Raw genomic sequence first — 13812 nt, 5'->3', positions numbered from 1 at the left:
GAAGATCGTCGGGTGACGACCCTCCTGTACCTCGTCCGGCACGGCGAGACCGACTGGAACGCGCAGCGCCGCATCCAGGGCTCGACGGACATCCCGCTCAACGACACCGGTCGACGGCAGGCCGCCGAGGCCGCCGAGCTCCTGACCCGCCGGCCGTTCGACGCCGTGGTCGCGTCCCCGCTCTCGCGTGCGGCCGAGACGGGCGCGATCATCGCCGACCGCCTGGGCCTCGACGCGCCGACGACGTACCCGGGCCTGGCGGAGCGCTCCTACGGCGAGGCCGAGGGGCTGACCGACGACGAGGTGTCGGCACGGTACCCGCACGACGACATCCCCGGTCGGGAGTCCCGCTCCGCGCTGCTCGCCCGCGTCACCGAGACCCTCGGCGAGATCGCGGTCCGGTTCGATGCCGGCGTCGTCGTGGTCGCGACCCACGGGGCGGTGATCCGCACCGTCGTGAACGCCGCTGCCCCCGGCACCGCCGACCGCCGCCACACCCCGATCCGGAACGGGTCCATCCACTCGTTCCGGTGGGACCCCGAACGCTTCCACGCGGAACTCGTCCGGTTCGACGACCCGATCGACGACGTGTCCGACGCCACCGGTGGGTCGGCGTTCGAGTACCAGAACCCCTTGGAACGCCGGGGCTGACCGGGGGCTAGGCTCCGACGCACCCGCACACCGGGTGAGGGGAGCCACATGTCCGACGACGGAACCAGCCGACACGGCCAGCATGCCCTCGACCAGCAGGACGACGACCTCGACCGGGTGTTCGGTCCCGAGACGGCGAGCGTCCCGAACCGCACCCGGGCGCGCACCTGGTTCATCATCGGCGGGAGTGTCCTGGCGGTCGCCGCGGTCATCGCGGTGGTGCTCGGCTCGATCATCGGGAGCGTCCAGAACGGCATCGGCGGGGTCTTCCCGCGGCCGGACGTCGCGCTCGACCGGTTCGACACGCGGGTGAGTGCCCTGCCCGGCGTCACCGACGTGCGGCACCACACACCGTCGAAGACCGCGTTCGCGAGCTACGACGCCGTCGCCACCGTCCGCGCCGACCCCACGCTCGACACCGCTGCGCGGGGCGAGCTGGTCGCAGCCATCAGTCGGGCTGCCGACGAGTCGGGCGGCAACGGGGTCCGGGTCGTCGTGATCGCCGACCTCGGCAACCTCGAGATCGGCGTCACCGGTGCCGGCGAGGTCGCGGCGAAGCGCCTGGCACTGGCGGACACGCTCGACCACATCGGCGGTGTCACCGAGGTCCGCTGCTCGTGGGAGCGCGGCGGGGACGCCTCCGACGCCGAGGGCGACCAGTCCATCGTCGTGCGGACCCCGGGACGGGGTGCCGCGGTGCCGCCGATCGTGTCGCGGGTGACCCAGGAGACGCACAGGGTGTTCCCCGGGGCGGACGTGCAGGTCATCGCGCCGGAGTGATCGTACGGTGGTCCTGCGGTGGCCCCGGGGTGGTCGCCCGTGGTTCCGCGGGCGACGTGGAACCAGCGCCAGCCCTCAGCCCCGCCGGTCCCCCACGGCCCGCTCGACGGCCCGGACGACCTGCTCCGCCGAGTCCCGCCACCGGAACCGGCCGGCACGCTCGATCGACTGCCGCGAGGCCTCGTCCCACCGTTCCTCGACCCGCCGGACGGCAGCGGCGACCGCGGACGGCGACGCCGGGTCGAAGTACTCCGCAGCGGAGCCGCCGATCTCCCGGAAGATCGGGATGTCGCTGACGACGACGGGGGTCCCGACGCCCATCGCCTCGACGAGCGGGATGCCGAACCCCTCGTCGTACGACGCGGTCGCCAGCGCCGTGGCCGAACGGAGCACGGACAGGTACTCCTCGTCGGTGGCACCGTCGTGGAACACGATCGCCCCCGCGGGAGCGAGCCCCTCCAGCCGTGTCCGGTCGGCGTCGGACACCCGCGACATGCAGTGCAGCGTCCAGTCCGCCCCGAGGAGCGGGAGCGCCGCCGCGAGCGTCTCGACGTTCTTGTAGGGCATGAACGAGCCCATGTAGACGAGCGAGCGTTCGCGTGGCGCTCCGGTCGCCCGCGGTGTCGCCGGGTCGGCCGCGTTGTAGGCGACCGTCACGGGCCGCTTCGTCAGCCGGTGCTCGGCGATCAGCCCGGCGGTCGTCTCCGACACCGTCACCACCCCGTCGGCGCCGTTCAGCAGGAACCGCTGCGGCGCCCAGGACAGGTGGAACGCCCGCCAGCCGAGCCGCAGCGGCCACGAGAACTCCCGCGGGGGTGTGCGGTTGCGGTAGTAGATCAGGTCGTGCAGCGTCAGGACGAGCGCGTACCGACGACCCCGCGAACCCATCGTCTGCATCGGCGAGAACACCGCGTCGAGCCCGAGCCGGTTGACGCGCCGGGCGACCAGCGGCTCCCCCGCGTCCGTCGGTGCGGGCAGCAGCTCCCACGGCAGGTCGCTCGGCAGCGACTCGAGCTGGCGCTCGTCGCTGACGAGCAGCACGTACTCGTGCCGCTCCGGCAGGTGCGCGACGACCCCGGCGGTGAACCGGCTGATGCCGTCGTGCCGGCCGATCCGCACGTACCGGCAGTCGATGCCGATGCGCAGGCGCGTCACGACGCGTCCGCCGTCCGGGAGGCCCGCCCCGCCCCCGACGGTCGGCGGTCCGTGGCGGCCGCGCCGCGTCCAGTTCGTCCCTGCCGTCCGGCACGTCCGGTCGTGTCCGCCATCCGGCGGAGCACCGCCGCCGCGGCCGGAGCCGGCGTCTCGTAGTGCACCAGGTGGCCGACACCCGGGATCACGACGAGCTCGGCGTCACGGAGACGCTCGGCGAGTGCGCGCTGTTCGGGGACGGCGGTGATGTCGTCGTGCTCGGCCGCGACGAGCAGCACGGGCACGTGGATCCGGTCGGCGTACTCGGACACGTCGTGGGTGACCGAGGTGCGGAACGCCTCGAGCACGCTCGTGCGGTTCGCGAAGGCCGAGAAGTAGCGGTCGTGCTGGTCGTGCACCCATCGGCGGACGGCGGGGTCGTGGGACTTCAGCATCGCGATGCTCATCGCCCGGACGATCGCGCCGTTCCGCAGGATCCCGAGCCCGATCGGCTTCGGCAGCACCGCGCCGGCGCGGTAGTACCCGATCGCGATCGCGGTCCCGACGGCACGCGGTCCCTGCAGGGCCGGGGCCGCGATGGGGTTGACGAGGACGAGCAGTCGGGTGTCGAGCCCGGCGGCGACGGTGGCCGACACCACGATCGACCCGAACGAGTGCCCGAGCACCACGGTGTCGCGGCCGAGCCCGAGCGCGGCGTGGAACCCGTTCAGCCAGACCACGTACGCGTCGATGTCCGACACCGGCAGCGGATCGGACACGCCGAAGCCGGGCAGGTCCGGCACGATCACGCGCGCACCCTGCAGGTGCGCGGCGATGGTCTCGAGACCGTGGTGGTCCCCGCGGAACCCGTGCACGGCGAGCACGGTGCGATCCGAGTCCTCGGGCCCGTAGACCCAGTAGTGCGTGGTCCGGCCGTCGACCTGGACGGCCCGGTGCACGACCGGGGTGGCGGCCATCAACGACTGGTACGGGGAGAGCACGGGCGGTTGCATCCGCGCCAGTCTAGGGAGCGAACCGCACGAAACCCCGGACACCCGCAGCATCTCGCGCCTATCGTGTCCGGGGCGGGCCGCAAGACCGGTCCGTCGACGACGACGAGGAGCACGGTGACCTTCACAGCCCCGATCCAGCTGCCCGGCCTGACGCTCGACCCGCAGTGGTACAAGCGCTCGGTCTTCTACGAGTGCATGATCCGGTCGTTCGTCGACTCCAACGGGGACGGTATCGGCGACATCCAGGGCGTGATCGGCAAGCTCGACTACCTGCAGTGGCTCGGCGTGGACGCCCTGTGGCTGCCGCCGTTCTTCCAGTCGCCGATGCGCGACGGCGGCTACGACATCGCCGACTACAAGGCGATCCTGCCGGAGTTCGGCACGCTCGACGACTTCCGCGAGCTCGTCACGAAGTCGCACGAGCGGAACATGCGCATCGTGATCGACATGGTGATCAACCACACCAGCGACCAGCACGAGTGGTTCCAGCAGTCCCGCGAGGACCCGGACGGCCCCTACGGCGACTTCTACGTCTGGCGGGACACCGACGAGGACTACTCGAACATCCGCATCATCTTCGTCGACACCGAGGAGTCCAACTGGACCTTCGACCCGGTCCGACGACAGTTCTTCTTCCACCGCTTCTTCTCGCACCAGCCCGACCTGAACTTCGAGAACCCGGCGGTCATCGAGGCGATCTACGACGTCGTCCGGCACTGGCTCGACATGGGCGTCGACGGGCTCCGGCTCGACGCGATCCCGTACCTGTTCGAGTCGGAAGAGGGCAACGGCGAGGGCGAGCCGGAGACCCACGAGTTCATCAAGAAGCTCCGCGCGATGGTCGACGACGAGTACCCCGGTCGTGTGCTCCTGGCCGAGGCGAACCAGTGGCCGCGCGAGACGGCGGCGTTCTTCGGCACCGACGAGGAGCCCGAGTGCCACATGGCGTTCGACTTCCCGGTGATGCCGCGCATCTTCTACTCGCTCCGTGCCCAGCACGCCGCCGAGCTCAAGGCGATCCTGTCCGAGACCCTCGACGTGCCGGCCAGCGCGGCGTGGGGCGTCTTCCTCCGCAACCACGACGAGCTCACGCTCGAGATGGTGAGCGAGGAGTACCGGCAGGCGATGTACGGCTGGTACGGCTACGACCCGCGGATGCGCTCGAACATCGGTATCCGCCGTCGTCTCGCGCCCCTGCTCGACAACTCCCGCGCCGAGCTCGAGCTCATCCACGCGCTGCTGTTCTCGCTGCCCGGATCACCGTTCCTGTACTACGGCGACGAGATCGGGATGGGCGACAACATCTGGCTGCCGGACCGCGACTCGTCGCGCACGCCGATGCAGTGGACGCCGGACCGCAACGCCGGCTTCTCGACCGCCGACCCGGGCAAGCTCTACCTGCCCGTCGTCCAGTCGCTCGTGTACAACTACGCGCAGGTCAACGTCGAGGCGCAGCTCGCCCAGTCCCGCTCACTGCTGCACTGGGTCCGGAACGTCATCCACACGCGGAAGGCCCACCCGGTGTTCGGCCTCGGGTCCCTGCACGTGCAGGAGACCTCGAACGACTCGGTGCTCGCCTTCGTCCGCTCGTGGGAGGGCTCCGGCCAGCAGTTCGGCCCGTCCGCCGAGGACGTCCTGTGCGTGTTCTCGTTCGCGACGAACCCGACCTCGGTCACGGTGTCCGCTCCGCAGTTCGCGGGGCGTCCGCTCTACGACCTGTTCGGCGGCGGCTCGTTCCCGTCCTTCGACGAGGACGGCAACGTGACGCTGACCATGGGCACGCAGTCGTTCTACTGGCTGCACGTCGGCGCGCCGACCCGGTAGTCGGGGGTGTCGGTGCGTCCCGTTAGCCTGACCGCGTGACGTTCCCCACAGCACAGCTCGACGCGCCCGCTCCGTCCCAGGACCTCACGGGTCGCCCCTGGTGGCACGCGCTGGGCGTCTTCGACCTCGAGACCACCGGGGTCGACGTCGAGACGGCCCGCATCGTCACAGCCCACGTCGGCCTCATCGACATGACCGGGGCCTCCATCGTCGAGGGTGCCTGGATAGCCGACCCCGGCGTGCCGATCCCCGAGGGCGCCGCCGCCGTGCACGGCTACACGACCGAGCGCGCCCAGGCCGAGGGGCGTCCCGCGGCCGAGGTCGTGGCCGAGATCATCGCCGCGATCGAGGCCGTGTTCGCACGGGGCATCCCGCTGGTGATCTACAACGCCCCGTACGACCTCACCGTCCTCGACCGCGAAGCGAAGCGGCACGGGTTCGCCTCCCCCGTCATCGGCAACGTCGTCGACCCGCTGGTGATCGACAAGGCACTCGACACCTTCCGCAAGGGCAAGCGCACGCTCGAAGCCGCGTCCGAGCTCTACGGCGTCACGCTCGACGACGCGCACGACGCCGGAGCCGACGCGATCGCTGCCGGGCGTGTCGCCCAGGCCATCGCGGGCAAGTACCCGGACGAGCTCGGCATCTCCGCCGAAGAACTCCACCGCAAGCAGGTCGGCTGGTGTGCCGAGCAGGCCACCTCGTTCCAGGACTACATGCGCAAGAAGCGCGACCCGACGTTCACCGCCGACGGCCGCTGGCCCCACCGCAACGGCGCCTGACCCCGCACGGCCCCCGCAAGACACCGGTGTTCGCGCGCCGAACACCCGCAGAACGCGGCGTGACGCGCCAACACCGGTGTTCCGCATTCCGGGGCACACCGCACCCGCCCGCGGCCGCACAACGCGAACGGGCGGCCCTCCCGGAGGAGGACCGCCCGTGGGCGCTGCGTGGGGGCTTCTTACTTGCTGAAGCCCTTGAAGCGCTGGTTGAACTTCTCGACGCGACCGGCCGAGTCGAGGATGCGCTGCTTGCCCGTGTAGAACGGGTGCGAAGCGGACGAGATCTCGACGTCGATGACCGGGTAGGTCGCACCGTCGAGCTCGATGGTCTTGTCGCTGTTCGCGGTCGAACGCGTCAGGAACGTCTCACCGGAGGCCAGGTCACGGAAGACGATGGCGCGGTACTCGGGGTGGGTGTCGGTCTTCATGGAGATTCCTCGATAGCGGTGATGGGATTGCGCGAACTGCGCGGGAAGTCGTCGGCTTGCGCCAGCCGTCCACGATACCAGAGAGACGGCGGGATCGCAGCGCTACGCGGCGCGTGCCGTGTAGCGACCGGCGTCCTTGGTGACCGAGAGGTCGATGCCGAACGCCTCGGTCAGGGTCTGGTCCGTCAGGACCTCGTCGATCGGGCCTGCGGCCTGCACGTGGCCGTCGGCGAGGACGAGCGCGTGGGTGAACCCGGCCGGGATCTCCTCGACGTGGTGGGTCACGATGACGATGGCCGGCGAGTCCGTGCTCTGGGCGTAGCCGCCGAGGGTGCGGACGAGGCTCTCGCGGGCGCCGAGGTCGAGCGACGCGGCCGGTTCGTCGAGGAACAGGATCTCCGGGTCGGTCATCACGGCACGGGCGATCTGCACGCGCTTCTGCTCGCCGTCGCTGAGGTCGCCGAACGTGCGGTCGGAGAAGGACCCCAGGCCCCACTCCTCGAGCACGCGCTGCGCACGGCGGACGTCGAGCTCCTCGTACTCCTCGTTCCAGCGACCCGTCACCGAGTACGCCGCGGTGAGCACGACGTCGATGACCTTCTCGGTCACCGGGATGCGGCGTGCCAGCGCGGTCGACGCGAAACCGATGCGCGGGCGGAGCTCGAACAGGTCGGCGCCGCCGAGTTCGGTACCGAGCACCTCGACGTCGCCCGAGGTCGGGAACGTCTGGGCGCCGGCAATCTGCAGCAGCGTGGTCTTGCCGGCACCGTTCGCGCCGAGCACGACCCAGCGTTCGTCGTCCTGCACCTCCCACGAGATCGCGTCGAGGATGGTGGCCCCGTTGCGGACCACGGAGACGTCTGACAAGCGCACGACCGAGGGCATGCGACCAGCCTACGGGTTCTGGCCGAGCACCTGGTCGTAGACCTGCCGTGTCCTGGTGGCGATCGCGTCCCAGGTGAACTCCGTCTCGACACGGAGCCGTCCGGCGCGCCCCATGAGCTTCGCCAGCCCCTCGTCGGCGAGCACCTCGGTGAGGGTCGCGGCGAGGTCGGCCACGAAGCGGTCGGGATCGGTCGGGGTGCCGGTGCCGTCCTGCACCTGGTCGATCGGGACGATGCGGCCGGTGAGCCCGTCGGCGACGACCTCGGGGATGCCCCCGGTGCCCGTGCCGACGACCGGGATGCCGCACGCCATCGCCTCGAGGTTCACGATGCCGAGCGGCTCGTAGACCGACGGGCACACGAACACGGTGCCCGAGGACAGCACGTTCACGATCTCCTGGTGCGCGAGCATCCGGTCGATCCAGACGACGCCCTCACGGTCGGCCCGGAGCCCGTCGACGAGCTCGGTGACCTCGGCCAGGATCTCGGGGGTGTCCGGCGCGCCGGCGCACAGCACGATCTGCACGTCCGACGGCAGCGACGCCACGGCGCGGAGCAGGTACGGCAGGCCCTTCTGCCGGGTGATGCGTCCGACGAACACGACGCTCGGGCGCGTCGGGTCGATGCCGAGGGCGCGCACGGCGTCCTCGTCGACGGTCGGCTTCCACGCGTCGATGTCGATGCCGTTGTAGACGACGTGGACCTTCGCCGGGTCGATCGACGGGTACGAGCGCAGGATGTCCGCGCGCATGGCCTTCGAGACCGCGATGACGCCGTCGGCGTGCTCGAACGCCTCGCGCTCCATCCAGCTGGACAGGCGGTAGCCGCCGCCGAGCTGCTCGGCCTTCCACGGGCGGAGCGGCTCGAGGCTGTGGGCGGTGACGATGTGGGGGATGCCGTAGGTCAGCTGCGCGATCCGGCCCGCGGAGTTCGCGTACCAGGTGTGCGAGTGCACGAGGTCGGCGCCCTCGACGTCGGCCGCGATGGCCACGTCGGTGCCGAGGGCCTGCAGCGCGCCGTTCGCCTGGCCGAGGCCGTCCGGGGTCCGGTAGCCCCACACGTCGGGTTCGTCACGGAAGGCCCCGAAGGCCCGGACACGGACTTCCGTGTCCGTCCCCGACCGCAACGCGGCGGTGAGTTCGGACACGTGGACACCCGCTCCGCCGTAGACCTCCGGCGGATACTCCCTGGTCAGCAGATCGACTCGCACTGGTTCAACGTAACCGGTTCCCAGTGCTGACGCCTACTGTGAGCGGCATGGCACCAAAGAAGGTCTTCGGCATCGTGCTCGCCGGCGGCGAGGGCAAACGACTCATGCCGCTCACGGCCGATCGCGCGAAGCCCGCCGTCCCGTTCGGCGGCAACTTCCGTCTCATCGACTTCGCACTGTCGAACCTGGTCAACTCCGGTCTGCAGAAGATCGTCGTCCTGACCCAGTACAAGTCGCACAGTCTCGACCGGCACGTCGCGGAGACCTGGCGCATGGAGGGGCTTCTCGGCTCCTACGTCGCGTCCGTCCCCGCGCAGCAGCGGCTCGGCAAGCGCTGGTTCGCCGGCTCGGCCGACGCGATCCTGCAGTCGCTCAACCTGCTGCGCGACGAACGCCCCGACATCGTCGTCGTCGTCGGTGCGGACCACGTGTACCGGATGGACTTCCACCAGATGGTCGAGGCGCACATCGCCTCCGGCCGCAGTGCCACGGTGGCGGCGATCCGTCAGCCGATCGGGCTCGCCGACCAGTTCGGCGTGATCCAGGTGGCCGACGACGACCCCACGAAGATCGAGGCGTTCCTCGAGAAGCCGAAGGACGCCGTCGGTCTGGCCGACTCCCCCGGCGAGATCCTGGCCTCGATGGGCAACTACGTGTTCAACGCGGACGCCCTCGTCGACGCGGTCCTGCGGGACGGCCAGCTCGAGACCTCGGCCCACGACATGGGCGGCGACATCGTCCCCGACTTCGTGGACCGCGGCGACGCCGGCGTGTACGACCTGCAGCGCAACGAGGTCCCCGGTTCCACCGACCGCGACAAGTACTACTGGCGTGACGTGGGCACCATCGACTCGTTCTTCGATGCCCACATGGACCTCATCGCCCCGGTCCCGGTCTTCAACCTGTACAACCAGGACTGGCCGATCTTCAACCAGCAGACGAACCTGCCGCCGGCGAAGTTCGTCCGCGACGCGAACGGCAACACCGGGTCCACGGTGGACTCGCTCGTGTCGCTCGGCTGCCTGGTGTCGGGTGCGCAGGTCGAGCGCAGCATGATCGGGCCCTGGTGCTCGATCGACTCCGGCGCGAAGGTCCTCGACTCGATCGTGTTCGAGCGCGCCACCATCGGCGCCGGGGCGGTCGTCAACCGCGCCATCCTCGACAAGGACGTCGTCCTCGCACCGGGTGCGCAGGTCGGCGTCGACCGGGAGGCCGACGAGGCGCGCGGCTTCACCGTCACCGAGTCCGGCATCACCGTGGTCGGCAAGGGCGTCCGCGTCGACGCGTAGGGCAAAGCATCCGGGGCGCAGCCCCGGACGGACGGCCTGGAGGCACGGCTCGCGTCACGGACGCGGCCGTGCCTTTGGTCTGTCGGTACCGTTGGTGCGTGCCCCGCTTCCTCGTCGTCCTCGATGCCGATTCCACCCTCCTCGAGGACGAGGTGATCGAACTGCTCGCCGACAGCGCCGGGACCCGGCCACAGGTGGCGGCGATCACGGAGCGCGCCATGCGCGGGGAACTCGACTTCGCCGAGAGCCTCCGGGAGCGTGTCGCGACCCTGGCGGGCCTCCAGGCAGACGTCTTCGCCCGGGCACAGCAGGCGGTCCGTGTGACGCGGGGCGCTTACCAGCTCGTCCGTGGGGTGCACGCCGCCGGCGGCACCGTCGGCGTGGTGTCCGGCGGGTTCCACGAGGTGCTCGACCCGTTCGCCGAGCAGCTGGGCCTCGATCACTGCCGGGCGAACCGCCTCGAGGTCACCGACGGCGTGCTCACCGGCCGCGTGCTCGGTGACGTGGTCGACGCGCACGCCAAGGCCGTCGCGCTCCGCGAGTGGGCGGATGCGGACGGGGTGGACCCGGCACGGACGATCGCGATCGGCGACGGCGCGAACGACCTCGAGATGATGCGCGTCGCGGCGCTGTCGGTGGCGTTCGACGCGAAGCCGCGCGTGCGGGAGCAGGCGGACGTCGCGGTCGTCGACCGTGACCTGTCCGCCGTGCTCGCGACGCTCGGCCTGCGCGGCTGAGCCGTCCGGGGGCTCGACGCGTCCGGTTCTTCGCGCTCAGCGACAGTTCACGCTCACGACGGCCCGTGAGCTGTCGCTGCGCGCGAAACGACGTCCCGCGTCGGGCTAGTGCCCCATCCCGAGGCCGCCGTCGACGGGGATGATCGCTCCGGAGACGTACCCGGCGCCGTCGCTCGCCAGGAACAGCGTGGCGTCCGCGACGTCGTCGACCGTGCCGTAGCGGGCGGCCGGGATCGCCTTCTTGAACTCGGCCTGCAGCTCGTCGGAGAGCGCGGCGGTCATGTCCGTCTGGATGAAGCCGGGCGCGACGACGTTGGCGGTGATGCCGCGCGAGCCGAGCTCACGCGTGATGGACCGGGCCATGCCGACCAGAGCGGCCTTCGAGGACGCGTAGTTGACCTGGCCGATCTGGCCGTAGGCGCCCACGACGCTCGACATCAGCACGATGCGGCCGAACTTGGCCTTCATCATGCCCTTCGTGGCGCGCTTGACGACGCGGAAGGTGCCCGTGAGGTTCGTGTCGACCACGCTGGTGAAGTCGTCCTCGGACATGCGGAGGAGCAGCTGGTCGTTCGTGATGCCGGCGTTCGCGACGAGGACCTCGATCGGACCGAGCTCGGCCTCGACCTGCGTGAACGCGGCGTCGACGGAGGCCGTGTCGGTGATGTCGGCCTGCACCGTCAGCGCGCCCTCGGGACCACCCTGACCGCTGCGTGACGTCACGGCGACCCGGTGGCCGGCTGCGACGAACCGCTCGGCCAGCGCGTGTCCGATACCGCGGTTGCCGCCGGTGATGAGGACGGTACGGGGGGTGCTCATGGTCGCTCCGTTCGGTGGGATCTGCTCGGCACGCGGTGCCGGGGACCCGGCGGACACGCCCGGACGAGCGTACCGGAGCGGACGACCCCGCCGGTTCGCGCGCGGCGCACCCACGATCGGTCCGGCGGGATTAGGCTTGACCCCGGGTAGACGGAGACCATCTGTATGAAGAGCACGCACACGAGCATCACGTCGCTGCCGGACACACCGGAGCAGGACCGGGCGCACCGCCTGTCCCGCTACGTCTGGCAGATGGCCATCCGAGTGGTCCTCTTCATCTCCGCAGTGCTCGTGTACTCGATCTGGCACTCGTGGTTGGCGGTCATCCCGATCGTCCTGGCCGCGGTGATCCCCTGGGTCGCCGTCGTCATCGCGAACGCCGGCAGCCGGACCGAGAGCGACATGATCTCCCCCGCCGGGTCCATCGAGCTCTACGACGCCGTCGACCCGCGTCTCCGCGAACAGCAGGAGGACGCCCGGGCGCAGGCCTACCGTGACGAGCAGGACCGCCTCCGCCAGCAGGCGCAGCACGCGCAGGACGAGTGGCAGCGCAACGGCGACCGATCGAAGATGTGGGGACCCCGCTGATGGGTGCGACGTTCGACCTGCAGACGGAACCCGGATCCACCCCGGTCTGCTCACGCGCCGGTTGCGTGTCGACGGCCGGGTGGCGTGTGAACTGGCGCAACCCCCGGATCCACGCGATCGACCGCGTGAAGATCTGGGCCGCGTGTGAAGAACACCGCGACTTCCTCGCCGACTACCTGCGGTCCCGCTCGTTCCCGGTGCGGGTCACCGGCATGCACGAGGACGTCGACCACCTCGACGACGAGCGCGAGTCGACCGCGGCGCCGAAGAACGACGTCGGGGTGCGCTCCACCGGCACCTCGCGATGACCGACGGCTTCGACCCGCAGTCCCGGTACGGCCGTAAGCACGCCGCCAAGCTGCAGCGCGCGTCCGCCCAGTCGGGTGCCCCGGCGCAGCAGCACGACCCCCGCGAACCGTTCGTCGGCTGGCGCTTCGTCCGGAGCCGCCGCTGGCTCGGCTACTTCGCGATCGCCGTCGCCTTCGCCGTCGTGTGCGCACTGTTCGGCATGTGGCAGTGGGACCGCCGCAACGAGGCCGTCCGGCAGAACGAGCAGGTCGCGCAGAACTACGACCACACCCCCGTCCCCCTCGACCGGGCGCTGCCGGAGGCCTCGAGCTGGCAGGACGAGCAGGAGTGGCTCCGGGTCGCCGTGACCGGCCGCTACGACGTCGACTCGCAGCTGCTCGTGCGCAACCGCGTGCACAACGGGCAGCCCGGGTTCGAGGTCCTGACGCCCCTGGTCACGGCCGAGGGTCGCGCCTTCATCGTCGACCGTGGGTGGGTGCCGACCGGCAACGCCCAGGACGCCCCCGACCACGTGCCCGCTCCCCCGTCCGGCGAGGTCACCGCGATCGTCCGCCTGCAGCAGAGCGAACCGCGCATTCCCGGCCGGTCCGACCCGAAGGACACCGACCAGGTGCAGTCGGTCACCCTGGCCGACGTGGCGGACAAGGTCGACGACCCGATCTGGACCGGTGCGTACGGGCAGCTCGCCTCCGAATCCCCCGCTCCGGCCGAGGCCCGCCCGCTCGGCTGGGAGCGTCCGAACGCCGACACCGGGCTGCACCTGAGCTACTTCATCCAGTGGTTCATGTTCGCCGCCGGGGGCTTCGGGTTCCTGGCGTACGTGATGGTGCAGGAGTACCGGAACCTCAACCAGGACGACCCGGAGGAGCGCGAGCGCGCCCTCGAGCGCGAACGCCGCAAGAACGCGAAGCCGAAGACCGACGCCGAGATCGAGGACGAGCTCATCGCATCACGTCGCTGACGCGGCGGCTGCGGCTGCGGCTGCGGCTGCGGCAGCGCTACCGGGTACGGACGACGCCGTCGTCTCCCCAGGACGCCGCCGGATTCGGCGGTGTCTCGCCGACAGCGAGGCGTCCCGCCTGCGCGACGGCGTCTCCACGGCCCGACACGGGGCCACGCGGCGAACGGGAGGCCCGGGGCAGCGCCGCCGCGGGCCTCCCGTCCGTCAGCAGCGCACGTCGACGGCCGCTCGCCGCTCCCGACGACCGGTCACGACCTGCCGCAGGTGCGCCCGCGGGCGGTCGCATCTCGTCGAGCGCCACGTCGCCTGCCGACGGTTGGTGACCACTGCGCGCAACTGAGCGGGGTGTCCTGACCGGGCGGACGCGACGAAGGTCCCCCCGCCCGGTCAGGACACCCCGCTCAGT

15 protein-coding genes are annotated in these 13812 nt (G+C 70.9%); 9 read left to right on the top strand and 6 right to left on the bottom strand.

The genetic code is table 11. The features are described 5' to 3' along the window. Positions 1–12 precede the first annotated feature (12 nt). On the top strand, positions 13–651 hold the full coding sequence (locus DEJ30_RS16630) for a histidine phosphatase family protein (RefSeq protein WP_110862769.1): 639 nt from the start codon (positions 13–15) through the stop codon (positions 649–651). A gap of 48 nt (positions 652–699) precedes the next feature. Next, the gene (locus tag DEJ30_RS16625) at positions 700–1431 is read left to right on the top strand and encodes a hypothetical protein (protein ID WP_110862768.1); all 732 of its coding nucleotides are present in this window, start codon (positions 700–702) and stop codon (positions 1429–1431) included. Between the two features lie 75 nt (positions 1432–1506). Here DEJ30_RS16625 and DEJ30_RS16620 read toward each other — a convergent pair whose 3' ends face one another. Both DEJ30_RS16620 and DEJ30_RS16615 read right to left on the bottom strand, forming a co-directional pair. Beyond that, on the bottom strand, positions 1507–2577 hold the full coding sequence (locus DEJ30_RS16620) for a glycosyltransferase family 1 protein (protein WP_110862789.1): 1071 nt from the start codon (positions 2575–2577) through the stop codon (positions 1507–1509). 5 nt (positions 2578–2582) lie between these two features. Next, the gene (locus DEJ30_RS16615) at positions 2583–3575 is read right to left on the bottom strand and encodes an alpha/beta fold hydrolase (protein ID WP_258370027.1); all 993 of its coding nucleotides are present in this window, start codon (positions 3573–3575) and stop codon (positions 2583–2585) included. Positions 3576–3689: 114 nt separating this feature from the next. Here DEJ30_RS16615 and treS point away from each other — a divergent pair, with 114 nt between their 5' ends. Next, the gene (gene treS, locus DEJ30_RS16610) at positions 3690–5399 is read left to right on the top strand and encodes a maltose alpha-D-glucosyltransferase (protein ID WP_110862788.1); all 1710 of its coding nucleotides are present in this window, start codon (positions 3690–3692) and stop codon (positions 5397–5399) included. A 35-nt stretch (positions 5400–5434) separates the two neighbouring features. Beyond that, positions 5435–6181 carry a 3'-5' exonuclease gene (locus DEJ30_RS16605; protein WP_111223637.1) on the top strand — a complete coding sequence of 249 codons (747 nt, stop codon included), beginning with the start codon at positions 5435–5437 and terminating at the stop codon, positions 6179–6181. A 179-nt stretch (positions 6182–6360) separates the two neighbouring features. Here the strand turns inward: DEJ30_RS16605 and DEJ30_RS16600 are convergent, their stop codons facing one another. The 3 genes from DEJ30_RS16600 to glgA form a co-directional block, all read right to left on the bottom strand. Further along, positions 6361–6609 (bottom strand): type B 50S ribosomal protein L31, encoded by a 249-nt coding sequence (locus DEJ30_RS16600; protein ID WP_017887280.1) that lies wholly within the window; start codon positions 6607–6609, stop codon positions 6361–6363. Between the two features lie 102 nt (positions 6610–6711). After that, positions 6712–7494 carry an ABC transporter ATP-binding protein gene (locus DEJ30_RS16595; protein ID WP_110862767.1) on the bottom strand — a complete coding sequence of 261 codons (783 nt, stop codon included), beginning with the start codon at positions 7492–7494 and terminating at the stop codon, positions 6712–6714. Between the two features lie 9 nt (positions 7495–7503). Beyond that, positions 7504–8703 (bottom strand): glycogen synthase, encoded by a 1200-nt coding sequence (gene glgA, locus DEJ30_RS16590; RefSeq protein ID WP_027465670.1) that lies wholly within the window; start codon positions 8701–8703, stop codon positions 7504–7506. Between the two features lie 47 nt (positions 8704–8750). Here glgA and DEJ30_RS16585 point away from each other — a divergent pair, with 47 nt between their 5' ends. Next, on the top strand, positions 8751–9992 hold the full coding sequence (locus DEJ30_RS16585; RefSeq protein WP_027465671.1) for a glucose-1-phosphate adenylyltransferase: 1242 nt from the start codon (positions 8751–8753) through the stop codon (positions 9990–9992). Positions 9993–10090: 98 nt separating this feature from the next. Next, positions 10091–10729, top strand: a complete 639-nt coding sequence (serB, locus tag DEJ30_RS16580; protein WP_110862766.1) for a phosphoserine phosphatase SerB — start codon at positions 10091–10093, stop codon at positions 10727–10729. 105 nt (positions 10730–10834) lie between these two features. On the opposite strand, the gene fabG is transcribed toward serB, so the two are convergent. Next, entirely contained in the window at positions 10835–11548 is a 714-nt protein-coding gene (gene fabG, locus DEJ30_RS16575) for a 3-oxoacyl-ACP reductase FabG (RefSeq protein WP_027465673.1), read from the bottom strand. A 165-nt stretch (positions 11549–11713) separates the two neighbouring features. Here fabG and DEJ30_RS16570 point away from each other — a divergent pair, with 165 nt between their 5' ends. From DEJ30_RS16570 to DEJ30_RS16560, 3 genes are read left to right on the top strand one after another with little or no spacing between them, the layout of a single operon-like run. After that, positions 11714–12136, top strand: coding sequence for a DUF3099 domain-containing protein (locus DEJ30_RS16570; RefSeq protein WP_051596733.1), 423 nt, complete (start codon positions 11714–11716; stop codon positions 12134–12136). Next, entirely contained in the window at positions 12136–12444 is a 309-nt protein-coding gene (locus DEJ30_RS16565) for a hypothetical protein (protein WP_371830589.1), read from the top strand. The genes DEJ30_RS16570 and DEJ30_RS16565 overlap by 1 nt, the downstream gene beginning before the upstream one ends. After that, complete coding sequence (locus DEJ30_RS16560) at positions 12441–13406, top strand: SURF1 family protein (RefSeq protein ID WP_110862765.1); 966 nt, start codon at positions 12441–12443, stop codon at positions 13404–13406. Before DEJ30_RS16565 ends, DEJ30_RS16560 begins: the two co-directional genes overlap by 4 nt. Positions 13407–13812 lie beyond the last annotated feature (406 nt).

This window comes from Curtobacterium sp. MCPF17_003, assembly GCF_003224385.1.
In the GTDB taxonomy this organism is placed as follows: domain Bacteria; phylum Actinomycetota; class Actinomycetes; order Actinomycetales; family Microbacteriaceae; genus Curtobacterium; species Curtobacterium flaccumfaciens.
This window is presented reverse-complemented; position numbering and strand designations above follow the sequence as displayed.